Source organism: Chloroflexota bacterium, from assembly GCA_015478725.1.
GTDB lineage: Bacteria > Chloroflexota > Limnocylindria > Limnocylindrales > CSP1-4 > C-114.
Genome location: JADMIG010000004.1, coordinates 27,029 through 44,693, shown reverse-complemented (window position 1 = coordinate 44,693; position 17,665 = coordinate 27,029). Strand labels below are relative to the sequence as shown.

At 72.0% G+C, this 17,665-nt stretch carries 17 protein-coding genes; 12 read left to right on the top strand and 5 right to left on the bottom strand.

The window, feature by feature from the left end; all coding sequences use genetic code 11:
* The first annotated feature begins 15 nt into the window (after window positions 1-15).
* The gene (locus tag IVW53_05020) at window positions 16-2,274 is read left to right on the top strand and encodes an AAA family ATPase (GenBank protein ID MBF6604927.1); all 2,259 of its coding nucleotides are present in this window, start codon (window positions 16-18) and stop codon (window positions 2,272-2,274) included.
* A 291-nt stretch (window positions 2,275-2,565) separates the two neighbouring features.
* Here IVW53_05020 and IVW53_05015 read toward each other — a convergent pair whose 3' ends face one another.
* From IVW53_05015 to IVW53_05000, 4 genes are all read right to left on the bottom strand, one after another.
* Entirely contained in the window at window positions 2,566-4,017 is a 1,452-nt protein-coding gene (locus IVW53_05015; GenBank protein MBF6604926.1) for an NAD(P)/FAD-dependent oxidoreductase, read from the bottom strand.
* 320 nt (window positions 4,018-4,337) lie between these two features.
* Complete coding sequence (locus IVW53_05010) at window positions 4,338-4,781, bottom strand: ester cyclase (protein ID MBF6604925.1); 444 nt, start codon at window positions 4,779-4,781, stop codon at window positions 4,338-4,340.
* A 76-nt stretch (window positions 4,782-4,857) separates the two neighbouring features.
* The gene (locus tag IVW53_05005; protein MBF6604924.1) at window positions 4,858-6,213 is read right to left on the bottom strand and encodes a TldD/PmbA family protein; all 1,356 of its coding nucleotides are present in this window, start codon (window positions 6,211-6,213) and stop codon (window positions 4,858-4,860) included.
* Complete coding sequence (locus IVW53_05000; protein ID MBF6604923.1) at window positions 6,213-7,658, bottom strand: TldD/PmbA family protein; 1,446 nt, start codon at window positions 7,656-7,658, stop codon at window positions 6,213-6,215. Before IVW53_05000 ends, IVW53_05005 begins: the two co-directional genes overlap by 1 nt.
* Before the next feature lie 440 nt (window positions 7,659-8,098).
* Between IVW53_05000 and tmk the strand changes: the two genes are divergently transcribed.
* The 3 genes from tmk to IVW53_04985 all read left to right on the top strand — a co-directional run bounded on the left by tmk (window position 8,099) and on the right by IVW53_04985 (window position 10,373).
* Window positions 8,099-8,905, top strand: coding sequence for a dTMP kinase (tmk, locus tag IVW53_04995; protein ID MBF6604922.1), 807 nt, complete (start codon window positions 8,099-8,101; stop codon window positions 8,903-8,905).
* Between the two features lie 128 nt (window positions 8,906-9,033).
* Window positions 9,034-9,516 (top strand): sigma-70 family RNA polymerase sigma factor, encoded by a 483-nt coding sequence (locus IVW53_04990; GenBank protein ID MBF6604921.1) that lies wholly within the window; start codon window positions 9,034-9,036, stop codon window positions 9,514-9,516.
* The gene (locus IVW53_04985; GenBank protein MBF6604920.1) at window positions 9,513-10,373 is read left to right on the top strand and encodes an anti-sigma factor; all 861 of its coding nucleotides are present in this window, start codon (window positions 9,513-9,515) and stop codon (window positions 10,371-10,373) included. The genes IVW53_04990 and IVW53_04985 overlap by 4 nt, the downstream gene beginning before the upstream one ends.
* Here the strand turns inward: IVW53_04985 and IVW53_04980 are convergent.
* Window positions 10,370-11,386: a GGDEF domain-containing protein gene (locus IVW53_04980; protein MBF6604919.1), complete on the bottom strand. Its 1,017-nt coding sequence runs from the start codon at window positions 11,384-11,386 to the stop codon at window positions 10,370-10,372. The two genes, IVW53_04985 and IVW53_04980, sit on opposite strands and share 4 nt — an antisense overlap.
* A 112-nt stretch (window positions 11,387-11,498) precedes the next feature.
* On the opposite strand from IVW53_04980, the gene IVW53_04975 reads away from it, so the two are divergent.
* The 8 genes from IVW53_04975 (at window position 11,499) to IVW53_04940 (ending at window position 17,656) form a co-directional block, all read left to right on the top strand.
* Window positions 11,499-11,828 carry a cyclic-di-AMP receptor gene (locus IVW53_04975; GenBank protein MBF6604918.1) on the top strand — a complete coding sequence of 110 codons (330 nt, stop codon included), beginning with the start codon at window positions 11,499-11,501 and terminating at the stop codon, window positions 11,826-11,828.
* A gap of 43 nt (window positions 11,829-11,871) precedes the next feature.
* Entirely contained in the window at window positions 11,872-12,012 is a 141-nt protein-coding gene (locus IVW53_04970; protein MBF6604917.1) for a hypothetical protein, read from the top strand.
* The gene (locus IVW53_04965) at window positions 12,009-12,608 is read left to right on the top strand and encodes a DinB family protein (protein MBF6604916.1); all 600 of its coding nucleotides are present in this window, start codon (window positions 12,009-12,011) and stop codon (window positions 12,606-12,608) included. Before IVW53_04970 ends, IVW53_04965 begins: the two co-directional genes overlap by 4 nt.
* A complete protein-coding gene (locus tag IVW53_04960) occupies window positions 12,608-13,096 on the top strand; it encodes an NUDIX domain-containing protein (GenBank protein ID MBF6604915.1) in 489 nt (162 codons plus the stop codon). Before IVW53_04965 ends, IVW53_04960 begins: the two co-directional genes overlap by 1 nt.
* Window positions 13,097-13,485: 389 nt before the next feature.
* Window positions 13,486-14,763, top strand: a complete 1,278-nt coding sequence (locus tag IVW53_04955; protein MBF6604914.1) for a GuaB3 family IMP dehydrogenase-related protein — start codon at window positions 13,486-13,488, stop codon at window positions 14,761-14,763.
* A 35-nt stretch (window positions 14,764-14,798) separates the two neighbouring features.
* A complete protein-coding gene (locus IVW53_04950; protein ID MBF6604913.1) occupies window positions 14,799-15,194 on the top strand; it encodes a globin in 396 nt (131 codons plus the stop codon).
* Window positions 15,195-15,446: 252 nt separating this feature from the next.
* A complete protein-coding gene (guaA, locus tag IVW53_04945; GenBank protein ID MBF6604912.1) occupies window positions 15,447-17,078 on the top strand; it encodes a glutamine-hydrolyzing GMP synthase in 1,632 nt (543 codons plus the stop codon).
* Window positions 17,079-17,341: 263 nt separating this feature from the next.
* Window positions 17,342-17,656: a hypothetical protein gene (locus IVW53_04940; protein ID MBF6604911.1), complete on the top strand. Its 315-nt coding sequence runs from the start codon at window positions 17,342-17,344 to the stop codon at window positions 17,654-17,656.
* The last annotated feature ends 9 nt before the right edge of the window (window positions 17,657-17,665 follow it).

Below are 17,665 nucleotides of genomic sequence, written 5' to 3'. Positions count from 1 at the left end.
GCACACCGAGGAGAGATGGGAGACGACGTGACACTGCCGGACCGTGGCCGCGAGGCGATGGACGATCTCGACCTCCTGCTCTCCGCTCTCCCGGACGAGGTCGTGGCGGCTGTTCATGCCCTGGCGGACCAGTCGACCCTCATCGAGGTCGTCATGGACCTCGGCCGCCGCCCGGAGGCGCGCTTTCCGAACAGCGAGGTGACGCTCCTCGAACGGGAGATCACGGAGGCGGACATCGCCCACGTCGTCGACCATATCGGGAGCTTCGGGGACGACAACCGGGCGGGCATCGAGCGGACCCTCCACCGGATCAGCGCGATCCGGAACCGCAGCGGCAAGGTCGTCGGATTGACCTGCCGGATCGGCAAGGCCGTCTTCGGGACGATCGAGATCATCGTCGACTTCGTCGAGTCGGGGAAGAGCATCCTCATCATGGGCCGTCCCGGCATCGGCAAGACGACGATGCTCCGCGAGGCGGCCCGGGTCCTCGCCGACGACCTCGGCAAGCGGGTCGTCGTCGTCGACACGAGCAATGAGATCGCCGGCGACGGCGACATCCCTCATCCGGCGATCGGCAAGGCCCGCCGGATGCAGGTCCGGACGCCGTCGATGCAGCACGAGGTGATGATCGAGGCGGTCGAGAACCACATGCCGCAGATCATCGTGATCGACGAGATCGGCACGGAGCTGGAGGCGCAGGCCGCCCGCACGATCGCCGAACGCGGTGTCCAGCTCATCGGCACCGCACACGGCAACAACCTCGACAACCTCATGCTCAACCCGACGCTGTCCGATCTCATCGGCGGGATCCAGAGCGTCACCCTCGGCGACGAGGAGGCCCGCCGGCGACGGACCCAGAAGAGCGTCCTGGAGCGGAAGGCGCCGCCGACCTTCGACGTCATCATCGAGATCCAGGATCGGGAACGGGTCGTCGTCCACGGCGATGTCGCCGAGACCGTCGACTCGCTCCTTCGCGGCGAGGCCGTCGCGCCTGAGCTCCGCTGGCGCGACGAGGAGGGCGTCCACCGATCGCAGTCGCGGCCGCGCCCATCGCCACGCGACCAGCTCGGTGCCGAGCGGTTCGCCGGGCTCATCGGCTCGGGACAGCCATGGCGGATGGAGCCGGGCTGGCGTGGCGAGGGGACGTACCGGACGGGCGGCCGCATCGCCGCCGGAGGCAGCGGCTATCGCGAAGCGGATCGGGGCGGCTTCCGGCCCGGCTATCGGCCGGGAGCCTCCGGCGGCTGGCGCCAGACGCGGGGCGGCTCGAGCCGCGAGAGTGCGCCCCGGGGACCCGCCCCGGAGGGTGGCCGACCGAGCGGTGCGCTCGGTGGCCCCGCGAGGGAGCCGCTCGAGCCCGGGTCGTCGCACGGGATCATCCAGGGCGAGCGGTTCGCGGCGCCGCCGACCGGCGCCATGCGCGGTGCCGGCGGCCTGAGCGTCGTCGCCACCAACGGTCCGTTCATCGCTGGCGAGATCGCCGACCGCGGTCCGCTCGAGCGACCGGCCGGCGCGCTCGACACGCCGGCGGACGTTCGGGCCCGCGATGCCCGGGAGCGGCAGCGGCAGCGGGAGTGGCGCGAGCAGGCGGCGCGCGCGATCGGCGCCCTGCGGGTCGAGGAGGGAACGCGTCCGATCAACGCCGACGAGATCGCGGCGGCCGCCGATCTGGCACTGGTCTCCGGGTTGGTGGACGACTTCGAGCCGGAGGAGCCGGAGGAGGCGGACGAAGGCGAGGGCGACGCCGGCCCACTCGGCGCCGGGTCCGCAGCGATCCTTCGGGTGGACGGTGCGGGGACGCTTCCGACCATCCGTGTCCTCCCGCAGGGCCTGAGCCGCAAGCGCCTCGAGCTGGCCGTCCGCGAGCTCCAGCTGCCCGTCCTCATCGCTCGCGACGTCGACGATGCGGACGTCGTCATGACCCTCAAGAACGAGTACCGCCAGAAGACTCCGCTCCTCCGCGAAGCCGAGGAACGGGCCATGCCGATCTACGTCCTCAAGGACAACACGACCCAGCAGATCCAGGCGAGCCTGACCTCCATCTTCGCCCTCGAGCTCGATCCCCGGGAGGCGGCGATGCGGGAGACGGAGGAGGCGATCGACATCGTGCTGCACCGCTCCGAGCCGGTCGAACTCTCGCCACAGAACGCCTACATTCGGCGGCTTCAGCACCAGATGGCCGAGCGGGCGAACCTCGTCTCCCGATCGCGCGGCCGCGAGCCCTATCGGCGGGTCCGGCTGTACCCGGACGTCGCTCGGAGCGCCTGGCGGTAGGTCGCGGTGCGGGGGGCCGGGCCGGTTCGAGGGCTCGCGGTTCGGGCGCTCGCGGTACGGGCGCTCGCGGTTTCGTCGCTCGCGGTTCCTGCCAGATGGCCCTGACACGGGCACTCGTCACCTGGTCCCTGCCAGATGTGCGCCAGGCGACCCGATGGCACTGCTCGACGCGGGTCTCATGCACGCGAGCCTGCTCTGGATCGTCGCGGACGCGGACCAGTGCGCGTCTGAGGAGCAGTTGACACCAAACGGGGCGCGTCCCGCTCGGCGGTCCCGCCGCCTCCGCCCGCCCTACCGAAACTCCCGTCGCAGGACGGACCGCGCGGCGTGGTAGCCGGACATCCCGTGCACGCCGCCGCCGGGTGGCGTCGACGACGAGCAGAGATAGAGCCCTCGGACGGGTGTCGCGTAGGGGTCGAGGCGTGGGGTCGGCCGGAAGATGAGCTGGCCCAGGTCCTGCAGCCCGCCGTTGATGTCGCCGCCGACGGTGTTCTCGTCGTACTCCTCCATCGTCCGGCTGTCGCGCGCCGATCGCGCCAGGACCAGACCCCGGAATCCGGGCGCGAAGCGCTCGATCTGCGATTCAATCCGGTCGGTCATGTCGACGGTCGAGCCATTCGGTACGTGGCAGTAGGCCCAGGCGGTGTGCTTCCCGGCGGGCGCTCGACTCGGGTCGAACAGCGTGTGCTGGACGAGGAGGACGTACGGACGGTCCGGATGGCGACCTGCCGCCACGTCAGCCTCGGCCGATCTGATCTCCTCGAGCCGTCCGCCGAGGTGCACCGTCGCGGCGCGGGAGACCGCGGGATCCGTCCACGGGATCGGCCCCTCGAGCGCCCAGTCGAGCTTGAAGATCCCGGGGCCGTAGCGGAAGCGCTCCAGACGACGTCGGTAGCCGGCCGGCAGCCGCTCGCCGGCGATCGCGACGACCTGACGCGGGGTGACGTCGAGGACGATCGCCCGCGCCGGCGGCAGCTCGGCGAGTGAGGCGATCCGCCGATCCGTGACGACCTCTCCGCCCAGCGAGCGGAGCTCGGCGACGAGGGCGTCGGCGATGGCACCCGACCCACCCCGCGCCATCGGCCAGCCGTAGGCGTGGGCGACGGTCCCGAGGACGAGCCCGAAGCTTGCCGTGGCCGCACGGTCAAGGGCGACCATCGAGTGGGCGGCCAATCCTCCGAAGAGGGCGCGCGCGGCATCGCCGCGGAAGGCCGTCGCCGCGAGTCGCCGCGCCGGCAGAAGAGCCGGCGGACCGAACCGCAGGAGTGGCAGCACGCCGCCCGGTCGAGGGGCGTGGCGGACCGGTCCGAGGAGCTCGGGGAGGAGTCGCTCAGCCGAGGTGACGAGCGGCTCAAAGAGCCGGCGCCAGGCCCGGCCGTCCGAACCGCCGAGCGCGTCGAGCCCGTCTGCGGTGGCGCGAACGTCCCGCTCGAGGATCGCCGCCCGGCCGTCGTCGAACGGGTGCGCGGCGGGCGCATCCGGCTGGATCCACGTGACGCCGCGGGCGGCGAGGTCGACGGTCCGGAGGAACGGCGACGCGAGGGCCACCCCGTGGATCGCCGAGCAGACGTCGTGGACGTAGCCGGGGAGCGTGAGCGCCGCCGAGCGCGTCCCGCCGCCGGGCGTCGCCGCCGCCTCGTAGACCACGACCGAGCGGCCCGCCCGGGCGAGGGTGATCGCAGCCGCCAGACCGTTCGGGCCCGAGCCGACCACGACGACATCGGGGGCGCGATCGCCGTTCATCCCCCTATGGTCGCGGAGCGGCGCCTCACGCGTCGTCGGATCGGCGGACGGCGTGGCGCGCGTCCTCGTGGGTCCGCGATCCCGCCAGATGACCCTCAGGCGGTCACTCGTCACCAGGCCAGCGTCTGATGACCGCCTGAGGGTCGGTTGTCACGACCGGACAGGTCACCGCCGTACGGCCCGTCGATCGGGGCGTGCGCGCGGCCTGACGAGTGCCCTCCTGAGGAACATATGACAGGGAATCCGGTGGCCGGCGGTGCGCAGCTGGGGCTGGGGAGGAAGTGCCCGGCGACCAGCTCGGACCCCGTGACATGCGCGCCTCACGGACCCCGGTCGAGCCAGATCCGCTCCCCGCCGAAGCGTTCCGTGGCGGGATCCCAGGGGAAGAGGATGAGGACGGTCATGCGGATCGGCAGGCCGCTCGGCGGTACGCCCGCCCACGGTCCGAGGTTCGTCGCGGTGAGGGTCGCGACCTCGAAGACGCCCTGCGGCCCGACGACGATCTCGCTCAGGGCGAAGGCGTTGTCCGGGAAGGCGGCGAACAGCTCCGAGTAGAACGCCCGGGCACCGTCGTGGCCGTCCCAGCGCTGGCCGGTCGGGATGAGCTCGTAGACACAATCCGGGGCGAGCGTGGCGACGAGACCGTCGATGTCGCGCCGATCCTCGGCGATCGAGTGGCGTACCCAGAGACGCTTGATCTGGCGGAGCTCGGCAGGGTCGAATCGACGCGCGAGGCGCCCCCGGATCGATCCGCGGTCCGTCACCCGCGTCCTCCTCGTCCTCGCGCCGGTCGCGCCGGTCGCGCGGGTCCTCGCGCCGGTCGCGCTGGCACCGTCGCCCTCAGTGCTCGGTCGCGCCGGTGAACGTGAACGCGTCGATCCGGACAGCCGGCACGACCACCCCGCCGAGGAACCCCTTGAGTGTCCGCCGCTCGCTCGCGACGGCCGAGACGCCGGCGATCGCCTCGAGGTAGCTCTGCGTGAACCGGAGGTTGCGGACGGGAGCGACGATCCGGCCGCCCTCGACGAGGAAGGTCCCGTCGCGGGTCATCCCGGTGACGATCGCGAGCTTCGGATGGACGGGGTTCGTGTAGTGGAAGCGCGTGACGAGGAGGCCCCGGTCCAGGCCGCCGATGAGCTCGTCTCGAGGCGTCGTCCCGGGCGCCATGAGCATGTTGAGGGGGAACGGTCCGTAGGGGTTCGGGGCCGGCAGGCCGTGGCCGGTCGAGTGGACTCCCGCCCGCGCCGCGGTCTGCGCGTCGTAGACCAGGCCGCGGCATACGCCATGATCGATGAGCGAGACCCTTCGCTTCGCGAGACCCTCGTAGTCGAACGCCATCGGCAGGCCTGCCGGGTCCGCCCCGTCGTCCCAGATCGTGACGAGGTCCGAGCCGACCCGCTTCCCGATCTCGACGAACGACCGCTCCTCCTGGACGGCGAGGGCGCTGAAGCCGAGGTAGCCGAGCATGTCGAGGAGATCGACGACCGCATACTCCTCGAGGACGACCGGGTAGTCGCCCGGCTCGATCGGGCGGGCAGCCGCTGTCGCTCGCGCCTTCGCGGCCGCCTCCCGGCCGAGGGCCGCCGCGTCGATCGCGGTCGCGTCCACCGCGGCCGACTCCGCGTAGCCGGTACCGCCGTCCGGTCCCATCGAGACGGTGATGAGCTGCGACCATGTCCGTTCGCCCGCCGCGCGGACGTCCCTGCTGTTGGCGACCGCGAGTCGCTCGGTGGTGGTCGCGAACGACCCGTAGGCGGTCACGCCCGCTGCGTCGGCTGCGGCGATCACCGCTCGCGCTCCGGCAGCGCGTTCCTCCGGCGAGGATGACGCGGTACCGGTGGCGAAGGCCGCCGGAAGGTCGAGGATCGGTCCGGCCGGCTCCGGAAGCCCGGCCCAATCCTCGAGCTCCTCGACGTGCCGGGCGATCGCGCCGGCCCGTTCGACGAGGCGACGCAGACCGTCATCGTGGAGTCGCCCGGTCGAGGCGACGCCGATCCGCTTTCCGACGACGAATCGGAGGTTGCAGCCGACGCTCGTCTCTGCGACGTTCTGGTGGATCTCGCTGTTGGCGAATCGGGTGAGCTGGGCATCGTCCGCGCTCACGAGCGCCTCCGCCTCCGTCGCCCCGGCCGCCATCGCGAGGGCGACCACCCGTTCGGCGACGGCGAGCCACTCCCCGGGAGGCGTCGAGCCCATCAGTCGAGGACCCCGACCTGGACGTTGCGGAAGCGGGCGCCGGAGACCGCGTGGCCGATGTGGCCGGCCTGGCCCGGCTCACCCTTGCCGCAGTTGGGCGTCCCGAGCATCCGGTAGCTCGACGCGTCGCCCACCGCGTCGCACGATCGCCACAGCTCGTACGTGATGCCGGTGTACGTCGGGTTCTTGAGGAGCCGGCCCTTCCTGCCGCCCTTGATCTCGTAGGCGACCTCCGTGGCGAACTGGAAGTTGAGGCGGCGGTCGTCGATCGACCAGCTCCGGCACTGGGCGAGGTAGAGCCCGTCATCCGTGTCGGCGACGATGTCGTCGAGGCTCATCCCCGCGACCGGCAGGAGGTTGATGTTCGTCATCCGGATGAGCGGGATGCGGTTCCATCCATCCGCCCGCATCGCGCCGCCAGACCGCCGCCCGATCCGCGGCGCCGTCTCGCGGCTCGTGAGGTAGCCGGCGAGGATCCCTTCGCGGATGAGTGGCACGGACTGCGCCGCCACGCCCTCGTCGTCCCAGCCGAACGTGCCCATGCCCCCCGCTGCCGTTGCGTCGGCGACGATCGTGACGAGGTCGGATCCGTAGCGAAAGCCCGACTCCAGCTTGTCCGTCGTGAGGAAGCTCGTCCCTGCGTAGCTCGCCTCCGTCCCGAAGACCCGGTCGAGCTCGGTCGGATGGCCGCACGACTCATGGATCTGCATGTACAGCTGCGAGGGATCGAGGACGATCGTCCGCCGCCCGGGCGGGCACTGCGGTGCGGAGAGGAGTGCGACCGCCTCGTCCGCATAGGCCTCGGCGTTGCCGAGGAGGTCGAGCCGGCGGACGTGCTCGTAACCCGCCGCCTGCCAACCGCCGCCGTTGTCCGGATAACTCCGCCGCTGGTGCTCGTCTCCGTCGACCGCATTCGCCTCGACGGCCGATCCCACGTGCGTGATCGTCTGCTCGGTGAAGCTGCCGTCCGAAGCGGCGAACGTCTTCCATTCACGCTGCGCGGCGTACATGGACTCCGTGTAGGCGAGGCCCTTCACCCGGTTCATCGCCGCGTCCGCCGCAAGGAGGTCGCCGATCTTGGCCTCGAGCGGGACGGTGAACGGGTCCTCCGCCACCGGCGTCTCGTAGGTACCGTGGGCCGCTGGTCGGTCGTCGAGGGCGACGGCCCGGCGAAGGGCGGTCGCCGAGGCCCGGGCGATGCGGACCGCCTCTGCCGCGACCCGGTCGATCTCCGGTGTTTCGAGCCGATGCGACGCCGCGAAGCCCCACGCGCCGTCGACGAGGACGCGAACGCCGAACCCTTCGCTTTCCCCGGACGAGGCGCCTTCGAGTCGACCGGACTTCACCGAGATCGACTCGTCGAGCCGGCGGACGATGCGTACGTCGGCGTACGTCGCCCCACGCCGGGCGGCCGTGTCGAGCGCTCGGTCCGTGAGCTCGCGCATCGCCGGTCAGGGTAGCAGAGGAGACCTCTCCGACGCGGTCTGTGGTCGACGGGCCAGTGACCCGCACCCCGTCCGGAGACGGCGATGGCGGGCGGCGCTCCGCACCCCGTCCGGTCCGGGGACGGCGATCCCGCCAGATGTGCCTCAGGCGGCCATTGGTCACCGGAACCCAGGCGCACCCGGGTGAGGCCCGCCGTCCTGAACGTGGTCGCCCACCGTTCCATGTTCCGTCGCTGCCAACGGACCACCACGCGGGCATCTGGCAGAGTGACCCGCGACGAGCGCCCGCCTGATGGTCGATTGTCAGGATCGGGATCGGCGCACCAACCCGGCGCACCAACCCGGCGCACCAACCCGGCGGCCAACCTCAGGATGCGGCGCCGCTTGGTGCCGCTTCGGCCAAGGCGGGCCGCGACGCCGGGTACACTCAGGCTGTGACGATGCGGCGTGGAGCGACCTCGATCGGGCGCTTCATCACGTTCGAGGGACCCGACGGATCTGGCAAGACGACCCAGGCGGCGCGACTCCACGCCACACTCCGCGAGGCGGGTTTCGCCGCCACGCTCACCCGGGAACCCGGCGGGACCACCACCGGCGAACGCATTCGCGAGATCCTCCTCGACCGACGATCACGGTCATCGGACGGACGGTCCGACGCCCTCCTCTTCAACGCGGCCCGCGCCCAGCTCGTTGCCGAAGTCGTCCGACCGGCCATCGCCCGTGGTGACCTTGTGATCAGTGCCCGGTTCGCGGACTCCACGCTCGCCTACCAGGGATACGGAGCGGGGCTTCCCCTCGACGAGCTCCGTGCGCTCGAACGGTTCGCCACCGGCGGGCTTGTACCCGACCTTACGATCCTCCTCGACCTGCCGGTGTCCGCCGGACTGGCACGCAAGGCCGGCGACGAGATCACCCGCTTCGAGGCCGCCTACGATGCCGCGTTCCATGGTCGGGTCGGGGCTGGGTTCCGTGCCATCGCGGCCGCCGACCCCGGTCGCATCGCCGTGGTCGACGCGACCGGATCCGCGGACCTGGTGTTCGCGAGGGTGCTCGCGATGGTCGCTGCCCGACTCCCGGAACTCGCGATCGAGGCCCGGCCCCCCGAGCCCGTCGCGAACGCGGAGCTCGCCGCGAACCAGGAGCTCGCCGCGAACCCCGAGCCCGTCGCGAATCGGGATCGCACCGCTGCCGACGGGGAGCGCCAGCCCGGTGAACCGGAGCGGCCCCGTCTGCGCATCACCACGTGACGGACCCTGGTGGACAGGTCGCCGGTCGTCGTCCGTCCGCGGATGACGACGCGGACCGAGCCGTGCTCGAGCGGGTGGCCGCCGGTGAGCTCCGTGCCCTCGAAGAGTTGTACGACCGATACCGAACGATGGCCTACTCGATCGCCCTGCGCATCACCGCCGACGCCACCCTCGCCGAAGACGTCGTGCAGGAGGCGTACCTCGGCGCGTGGCGAAACGCCGCCCGGTATGTCGAGGGTCGGGGCAGCGTGAAGACCTGGCTCCTGTCGATCGTCCACCATCGCGCGGTGGATGCGATCCGCCGTCGGCGCCCCACCATCGAGCTGCCGGATCGCGAGGACATCCCGCCGCCCGGCCTCACACTGCCGGACATCTGGTCGGACGTCGCCGCGAACCTTGATCGGGAGGCGGTTCGGGCGGCCCTCGGGACGCTGAGCGCGGTCCAGCGCGAGGCGATCGAGCTCGCCTACTTCGGTGGCCTCACGCAGCAGGAGATCGCGGCCCGCACGGACACGCCGCTCGGGACCGTGAAGAGCCGGATGCGCCTCGGCCTCCTCGCCATGCGTCGAGTCCTCGTCGTCGAGGAGCCGCGAATGGGGGATGCCCCATGACGTGCGACGAGGCCCGCGATTTGGCACCCGCCTACGTGCTCGGCGCCCTCGAGCGAGACGAGGAGCAGACGGTGCGCGGCCATCTGGCCACCTGCCCGCACGCGCATGAGGAGTTCGCCGAGCTCGGCTCGGTCGTGCCGGCCCTCGATGTGCCGATCGAGCTCGTGGAGCCCCCCGCATCGCTCCGCGATCGGATCATGGCGGCTGCCGCGGTCGATCTCGCTGAGCGGCGGAGCGCGCCGTCATCCATGGCGGCTGCCGCGGTCGATCTCGCTGAGCGGCGGAGCGCGCCGTCATCCATGGCGGCTGCCGCGGTCGATCTCGCTGAGCGGCGGAGCGCGCCGCCATCCATCGCTCCCGCACGAGCAGGGCTCGGACGACCGCGCTTCGCCTGGGCGATCGGGATCGCCGCCGTGCTCGCGATCGTCGCGCTGGGAGCGTGGAATGTGGCCCTTCGCGCGCAGCTCGACAGCGCCACCGCATATCGGCAGGCCGTCGGGCAGGTGCTCGCCGCCGCCGCCGCGCCCGGCAGTCACACCGCCGTCCTGTCGAGCAGGGACAATCCCGGTCGTGCGGGCCTCGCCGCGATCGCAGCCGACGGCTCCGTGCACGTGGTCATGCACGGCCTCGCCCCGACGACCGGCGGCCACGTCTACGAAGCCTGGGTCATCGCGGGCTCTGCGGCCCCGACCCCGATCGGATCGTTCACGGTGGGTCCGGACGGGACCGGATCGCTGACCGGGGCCGGCCCGGGCGCGGCCGGGGTGACGGTGGCGCTGACGCTCGAGCCGGGGCCCGGGGCGACGACGCCGACGCTCCCGATCGTGTCGAGCGGGGTCGCCGGAAGCTCTTCCTAGCCCGACGCGGCGGCCGCCGTCGCGAGCGTGCCGCGCCCGGTGTTCCGCGCCCGGCCCACAGCCGCCTCGGCGGCCCCGAGGAGTTCCTCCGACGTGGTCCCGTCGACCGGGAAGCGGGCGACGCCGGCGGAGACGGTCGCCGTACGACCGGCGATCGGGTCGAGCCGGGCGATCCCATCGAGGACGCGCTGGGCGACCGTGACGCCCGCCGACCCGGGTGCCACCACGACGAACTCGTCGCCGCCGTAGCGGGCCACCGTGTCGACGAGCCGGACGGACTCCGCGAGGACCGCCGCGACGGCCCGCAGGACGTCGTCGCCGGCCTCCCGACCGAGCTCGGCGTTGATGGCCTCGAACCCGTCGACGTCGAAGATCGCGACGGAGACCTCGCTGTCCTGACGGCCGGCGCGAGCCAGCTCGAGCTCGAGGACGCGCCCGAACGTGCGGCCGTTCGCGAGGCCGGTGAGCGGATCCGTGTGCGCCATCCGTTCGAACCACTCGGACCGTTCGGCAGCGAGCGAGCCGAGGCGGGCCCGGTCGATCGCGATCGCGGCAAGGTCGGCGACCGCGCGGAGGAGTCCGCGGGCATCCGCGCCGAGCGGGCGGTCGTGGGCGACGGCCAGGACACCGAGCGTCACTTCGATCCCGTCGCGGCTGACGGCCAACGGCAGGTGGCTCCGGAGCGCAGGGCCACCGGACCCGACCGGCGGGACGTCGAACGAGGTTGCTCGCTCGTCGGCCGCCCGACTGATCGGATGGCTCGGATCGGTGACCGCGCTGACGAGGGCTGCGAGGGAGGCCTCGTCGAGGCCCACGGCGGCCACGAGCTGGAGTCCGCCGCGGTCCGGATCCTGGGCGAACATGCTCATCACCGGGCCGCCGAGCGCCTCACGTGCGGCGGCGAGCAGGGCGGCCAGGCTGTCGTCGGAATCCTGACCGTGAGCGAGGAGATCGGCGCCGTGGGCGAGGACGGCGAACGGCGTGGACGCGGCGGAGCGGTCGGCGGCGGACACTGCAGGGGCTCCTGTCGGGCGGCGGAGACGGATCGCACGGCATCGTACACCTCGCCTCCGGGTGGTTCGGTGCGGCTGTGGTTCCCCCGCGACCGATGTCTATACTCGCCGCGTGAAGCTTGTCGTCGCGATCGTCCACAACGAGGACGCCGGTGCGCTCGTTGAGGCGCTCCTCAAGCGGGAATATCGCGCGACGCGACTCCATTCGTCCGGCGGCTTCCTCAAGCAATCGAACGCCACGATCATCCTCGGCGTCGAGGAGCCCGCCGTGGACGAGGTCATGTCGATCATCGCCGCGAACTGCAAGGCCCGGACCCAGGTCGTCAACCCGATGCCGCCCATCATGGAGCCGGGTGAGTTCTTCATGCCCTACCCGCTCGAAGTCGAGGTCGGCGGAGCGACGGTCTTCGTCGTCCCGGTCGATCGGTTCGAGCGGCTGTAGCGCCGGTCCTGCACTCGAGGTATGAAAGCCACCGTCTCCCATCGTGCGCAAGACGACCGCGCACAGCCCGCTGGACGACGTCTGGGGCACGCTGGAACTCGGCGAACCGGTCGATCCTGGACCCGAGCAGCTCTTCGTGAGATGTATCGGCAGGGACGGGGTGGTGATCGAGCGGCGACGATGACGTGGCTCGACGATCTGGAAGCCGGTGCCCCGGACGTCGTCGCGGCGTTCAGCGGGATCGAGGCCGGGCGGTTCGTTGCGGTCCGTCGTGAGGTCCGTCGCCGGGCCGGCATGGGTTCGGCCGAGAGGATCGTCGACCAGCTGGCGGCGGTCGCCGGGGCGCTCGACGCGCTCGTGTCCGGCCTGCCGGACGAGGCGTTCGCGATGCCCGGCGGCGAGGCGGGCTGGAACGTCGCCGAGGCGATCGGGCACGACGCGGAGTCGCGGGCCGGGTTGGCGATGGCGGGCTCCCTCGCCGCGTCCGGGCGCTGGCCGGCGGACGCGCCGGTCGTGGTCCCGGGCGTGCCGGGGCCGGCGGGGGCGGATCGGGACGGGCTGCGCCGGCGGCTGGCAGCGAGCCAGCGGATCGTGGAGCGGGCGGCTCGTGCCATCGCCGGCCACGAGACGGATCCGTGCCCGCTCGAACATCCGCTCGTCGGGCGGCTCCGCTGCGGCGAGTGGCTGCTCTTCGCCGGCGTCCACGACCTCATGCACCTCGAGCAGCTCCAGGGGCTCGCCGCGCAGCTCGGCACGGTCGACGCGAAGGTCCCGGGCTGATGGCGTTCCGGCCGGACCTCGTCGACGTGTGGATCCACAGGATGGTGGACGGCACGCCCGAGATACTCCTCCTCCGCCGCGCCCACGGCCGGATCCTCGGCGGCCTGTGGCAGGGTGTCTCGGGCACGCTCGAGCCGGAGGAACGGGTGACGGCGGGCGCTCTCCGCGAGCTCGTCGAAGAGACAGGTTTCGGACCGACAGCGATCGAGGCGTTCTACGATCTCGACCTCGTGAACCAGTTCCACTGGGCGCCGGCCGATGCGATCGTCAGCGCTGCCGTGTTCGCGGTGCGCGTTCGCCCGGACATCGAGCCGATCCTCTCGCACGAACACGACGCGGCTCGCTGGATCTCGCTCGAAGCCGCCCACGCGACCGTCATCTGGCCCGGGTACCGCGTCGCCCTCCGCGCGATCGCCGACAACCTCGTCGACCCGGATCGAGCCGCCTGGTTCGAGCTCGACCTCCAGGGTCAACGGCGGATCGCCTGACGGTGGATCGCGCCGCCGGCAAATCCGTCGAGCCGGGGCGCCGTTTCCGCCAAACGACCCCCAGGCAGGCACTCGTCCGGGGCGCGCGAGGTCCCACGACGATCAACGTTCCGGATCGAGCGTGGGCTGCCGACCGCCGCGGATCCGTTATGTGTCATCTGCCCGCGTGGAGACCACCTGGCGGGATCGGCGTGACGAGCGCCCGCCTGGTGACCATCTGGCAGGATCGGCGCAGCGTGGGAGCCTCGCGAGGTCGGCGCCTCGCGCTGGCGGTCCGATCCCGCGGCCGGATCCCGGGAGCGCGGTGGTGGGGGCGCGGTAGACTGTGGTCGTCGACCGGGTGCGGGCGGCGGCACTGACGACGACACGGCGGAGGCACGGATCGATCGATGACGCACGCTGAAGGCACGACCGCGACCGCGACCGCGACCGCTGCCACGACCGCGACCGCGACCGCGACCGCTGCCACGACCACGACCGCCGCCGCCACCACGACCGCGAGTCCGGCGAGTCCGGCTGCAAATCGTCGGGTCTTCCGCTCGAAGGTCGATTCGATCCGGCGGACCTATGGCTTCGAGGACGTCTCGCTCGCCCCCGGCACGGACACCATCGAGCCGGCGGACGTCGACCTCGGCCAGGCGTTCTGCGGGATCGACCTTCGGATCCCCATCCTTGCCGCCGCCATGGACGCCGTCGTCGATGCCCGCCTCGCCGGGGAGCTTGCCCGCCTCGGCGGCCTCGCGATCCTGAACCTCGAGGGCGTCCAGACCCGCTACGACGAACCCGCCACCATCCTCGCCCGGATCGCCGCCGCCCCGGACGTCGAGGTCCACGACGTGCTCGGCGAGGCGTACGCCGCGCCGATCCGCGATGAGCTCGTCGCTCGCCGGATTGAGGAGATCCGCGCGGCCGGCTCGAAGGTCGCCGTTGCGGCGACGCCCGCCGCCGCCCGCCGCTTCGGTCCGTTCTGTGCCGAGCATGGCGCGGACCTGTTCCTCGTCCAGAGCCAGGTCTCGAGCGCCCGGCACCTCGCGACCGGCTATGACCCGCTGTCGCTCGTCGAGTTCACCCGGTTCATGCCGATCCCCGTCGCCGTCGGCAATACGACCAACCCCGAGGCGGCATTCCAGCTGATGGAGCAGGGTGCGGCGGCCGTCTTCGTCGGGGTCGGCCCGGGCGCGGCCTGCACGACGCGCGAGGTCCTCGGCATCGGGATCCCCCAGGTGACCGCGATCAGCGACGTGGCCGGTGCCCGTGACGCGTTCTACGAGGCGAGCGGTCGGTACGTGCCGATCGTCGCCGACGGCGGGATGCGCCGGGGCGGCGAGATCGCCAAGGCGATCGCGGCCGGAGCGGACGTCGTCATGCTCGGGAGTCCACTGGCCCGCGCGGCCGAGGCGCCCGGCGGCGGCGTGAACTGGGGGATGGCCGCCCCGTCGCCGGTCCTGCCGCGGGGGACGCGGATCCGGGTCGGGACTGTCGGTCCGCTCGAGAGGATCCTGTACGGGCCGGCCGGCGTGACGGACGGATCGGAGAACCTCGTCGGTGCCCTTCGCCAGTCGATGGCGGCGCTCGGGGCCCGCACGATTCGCGAGATGCAGCAGGTCGAAATGGTGTATGCGCCGTCCGTCCAGACCGAGGGCAAGTCCTGGCAAAGGGGCCGTTAGTCCGGCCGGTCCCGGACGTCGTCGTCGCCTCGTCCATGGATGGCCTCGCCGGACGCACGACGCTGTTCGAACGGGCCGGCGGCATGCCGTTCTTCGAGGCACTCGTCGGGCGCTTCTACGATGGGGTCGCCGGCGATCCCCTCATCCGGCCGCTCTATCCGGAGACGGACGAGGGCCTCCCCGAGGCCCGCCGCCGGTTGACCCTTTTCCTCACCCAGTACTGGGGCGGACCCACCACGTACGACGAGGAGCGCGGTCACCCGCGCCTGCGGATGCGCCACGCGCCGTTCGCCATCGGCACGTCCGAGCGCGATGGATGGCTCGTCCACATGCGGGCCGCGATCGCCGCCCTCGCACCGCCGGCGGATGTCGCCGCGGAGCTCGACGGCTATTTCGTGATGGCCGCCGAGGCGATGCGCAACCGGGCCTGACGCCGGGAGCTCGGTGTGCCGGGAGCTCGGTGCCACGACCGTCCGCTAGACTGGCCGGACAGGCGGCGGCGGAGGAGGCGGGCATTGACCGAGGCGGCAGAGGACACGAAGGCCCAGCGGCGAGATCCCGAACCAACAGCCGCCCACCCGGTCGGGGAGGCCAGCCCCGACCCTCGATCGGACCGCGGCAAGACCGTCCACGGGACGGCCGCCAACGCCGGCCACCGCGTCCTCGCTCCCGACGATGCGGAGGTGGAGGCGTACCTCGAGGTCGCGCTCGACGCCGGGGCGCCCGCCCGATCGTCCGCGGATCGGCCCGCCGAACCGGACACCGTCGTCGTCCTCGACTTCGGCAGTCAGTTCGCCCAGCTCATCGCGCGCCGGATCCGGGAGCTCAATGTCTACTCGGAGCTCCTCCCGCACGACACATCCTGGGCGGAGATCCTGCGGCGGCGGCCGAAGGCGATCGTCCTCTCCGGTGGTCCGAACTCCGTCTACGACGCCGACGCGCCGAAACCGGATCCGGCGATCTGGACCGGCCGGATCCCTGTCCTCGGCATCTGCTACGGCGCCCAGCTCATGGCCCATGAGCTCGGCGGCGACGTCCTGCCGGCGACGCGTCGTGAATACGGACCGGCGAGCGTGACGGTCACGGAGGACGACGGTCTCTTCGCCGGCCTCGATCGGGAGCAGCCCGTCTGGATGAGTCACGGCGACTCGATCACCCGCCTGCCCGAGGGATTCCGGGCGACCGCCCAGACGGACTCCACACCGTACGCCGGCCTCGTCGACGACGCTCGCGGCCTCCACGGCATCCAGTTCCATCCCGAGGTCGTCCACACGCCGCGCGGGCGCGATGTGCTCCGGAACTTCATCGTCGGCATCGCCGGTGCGACCCCGAGCTGGACACCGACGAATTTCATCGACCAGACCGTGGCGGACATCCGGGCGCGCGTGGACGCTCACGCCCGTATCACCGGATCGGACGGGCTCGTGATCTGCGCCCTCTCCGGCGGGGTCGACTCGGCTGTCGCGGCGGCGCTCGTCCATCGCGCCGTGGGGGATCGGCTCACCTGCATCTACGTCGATCACGGTCTCATGCGGAAGCGCGAGTCCGAGCTCCTCCGGGCCACGTTCGCCGAGCACCTCGGGATGCGCCTCGTCATGGTGGACGCCCGCGGTCGCTTCCTCGCCCGGCTCGCCGGCGTCGAGGACCCCGAGCAGAAGCGGCGGATCATCGGCGACGAGTTCATCCGCGTCTTCGAGGAGGAGGCCACGAGGCTCGGGCGGATCGATTTCCTCACCCAGGGGACGCTCTACCCGGACGTCATCGAATCGACCGCCCCCGAGACGAAGGCCGCCCAGAAGATCAAGACCCACCACAACGTCGGGGGGCTGCCGGCGGATCTCCGATTCCAGCTCATCGAGCCGCTCCGCTACCTGTTCAAGGACGAGGTCCGGGCGGTGGGGATCGAGCTCGGTCTGCCGGACGCGATGGTCCAGCGCCAGCCGTTCCCGGGACCCGGCCTGGCGATCCGGATCATCGGCGAAGTGACCGCCGAGCGCCTCGACACGCTGCGCGACGCGGACTGGATAGTCATCGACGAGATCAAGGCCGCCGGACTCTACCGCAGCGTCTGGCAGTCGTTCGCGATCCTCACCCCGGTCCTCAGCGTCGGGGTCATGGGTGACGGGCGGACCTACGCGAATGTCGTCGCGATCCGGGCCGTCACCTCGGAGGACGGCATGACCGCTGACTGGGCGAAGCTCCCGTACGACGTCCTCGGCCGGATCAGCAGCCGGATCGTCAACGAGGTCCCGGGCGTCAATCGCGTCGTGTACGACATCAGCAGCAAGCCGCCGGCGACCATCGAATGGGAGTGACCGCCGGCCCGGCGTGACGGACCGGGTCGTCCGCGGTCGCGGTGCACCGTCGCACCGCTCCCGGGACCATCGAGGGGTGCGGCGGCCGCTTCGCAGGCGGTACAGTGTCCGCCATGTCCGACGCTCCGAGCGGTCCGACCGCCGATCCTGCGCCCGGGTCCATCCGATGTCCGTGGTGCTCCACGGAGGCTCCGGCAGGAACGACTACCTGCCCGACGTGCGGCGCCTCCTTCGTCTCGACGGCAGACAGTTCGGTCCCCGGCGTGACGACCATCGATGCGGCGGCGGTCCTCCAGTCCCGAAGCGCCCGGAGGTCGCGCGGGGGGATCCTCGGCTTCCTGTCCGGCGAGACCCGCGACGAGTCGGAGGTCCCGTCGGAGGCCGATCTCGAGCGGCTCGCCCCGCCGGGCGGCGACGTCCGGATGGAGATCGTCCGGCTCGAGCTCGAGGCCTTCCGGGGGCGCCTTGCGGCGGAGGCTGCGGCGCTCGCCGCGGAGGCGGCCGTCGAGGAGTCCGCTCGGCCCACCGCGTCGCCACCGTCGACCGTACCGCCGGGACCCGCGCCGTCCGACGACTAGACTCCGTTC

Coding starts and splice junctions, on each gene's coding strand:
- IVW53_04955 (MBF6604914.1), top strand. CDS start 13,486: ATGACGCACGCTGAAGGCACGACCGCGACCGCGACCGCGACCGCTGCC.
- IVW53_04965 (MBF6604916.1), top strand. CDS start 12,009: ATGACGTGGCTCGACGATCTGGAAGCCGGTGCCCCGGACGTCGTCGCG.
- IVW53_05000 (MBF6604923.1), bottom strand. CDS start 7,658: ATGCGCGAGCTCACGGACCGAGCGCTCGACACGGCCGCCCGGCGTGGG.
- IVW53_04960 (MBF6604915.1), top strand. CDS start 12,608: ATGGCGTTCCGGCCGGACCTCGTCGACGTGTGGATCCACAGGATGGTG.
- IVW53_04990 (MBF6604921.1), top strand. CDS start 9,034: ATGGCCTACTCGATCGCCCTGCGCATCACCGCCGACGCCACCCTCGCC.
- tmk (MBF6604922.1), top strand. CDS start 8,099: ATGCGGCGTGGAGCGACCTCGATCGGGCGCTTCATCACGTTCGAGGGA.
- IVW53_05020 (MBF6604927.1), top strand. CDS start 16: ATGGGAGACGACGTGACACTGCCGGACCGTGGCCGCGAGGCGATGGAC.
- IVW53_04950 (MBF6604913.1), top strand. CDS start 14,799: ATGGATGGCCTCGCCGGACGCACGACGCTGTTCGAACGGGCCGGCGGC.
- IVW53_04985 (MBF6604920.1), top strand. CDS start 9,513: ATGACGTGCGACGAGGCCCGCGATTTGGCACCCGCCTACGTGCTCGGC.
- IVW53_05015 (MBF6604926.1), bottom strand. CDS start 4,017: ATGAACGGCGATCGCGCCCCCGATGTCGTCGTGGTCGGCTCGGGCCCG.
- IVW53_05005 (MBF6604924.1), bottom strand. CDS start 6,213: ATGGGCTCGACGCCTCCCGGGGAGTGGCTCGCCGTCGCCGAACGGGTG.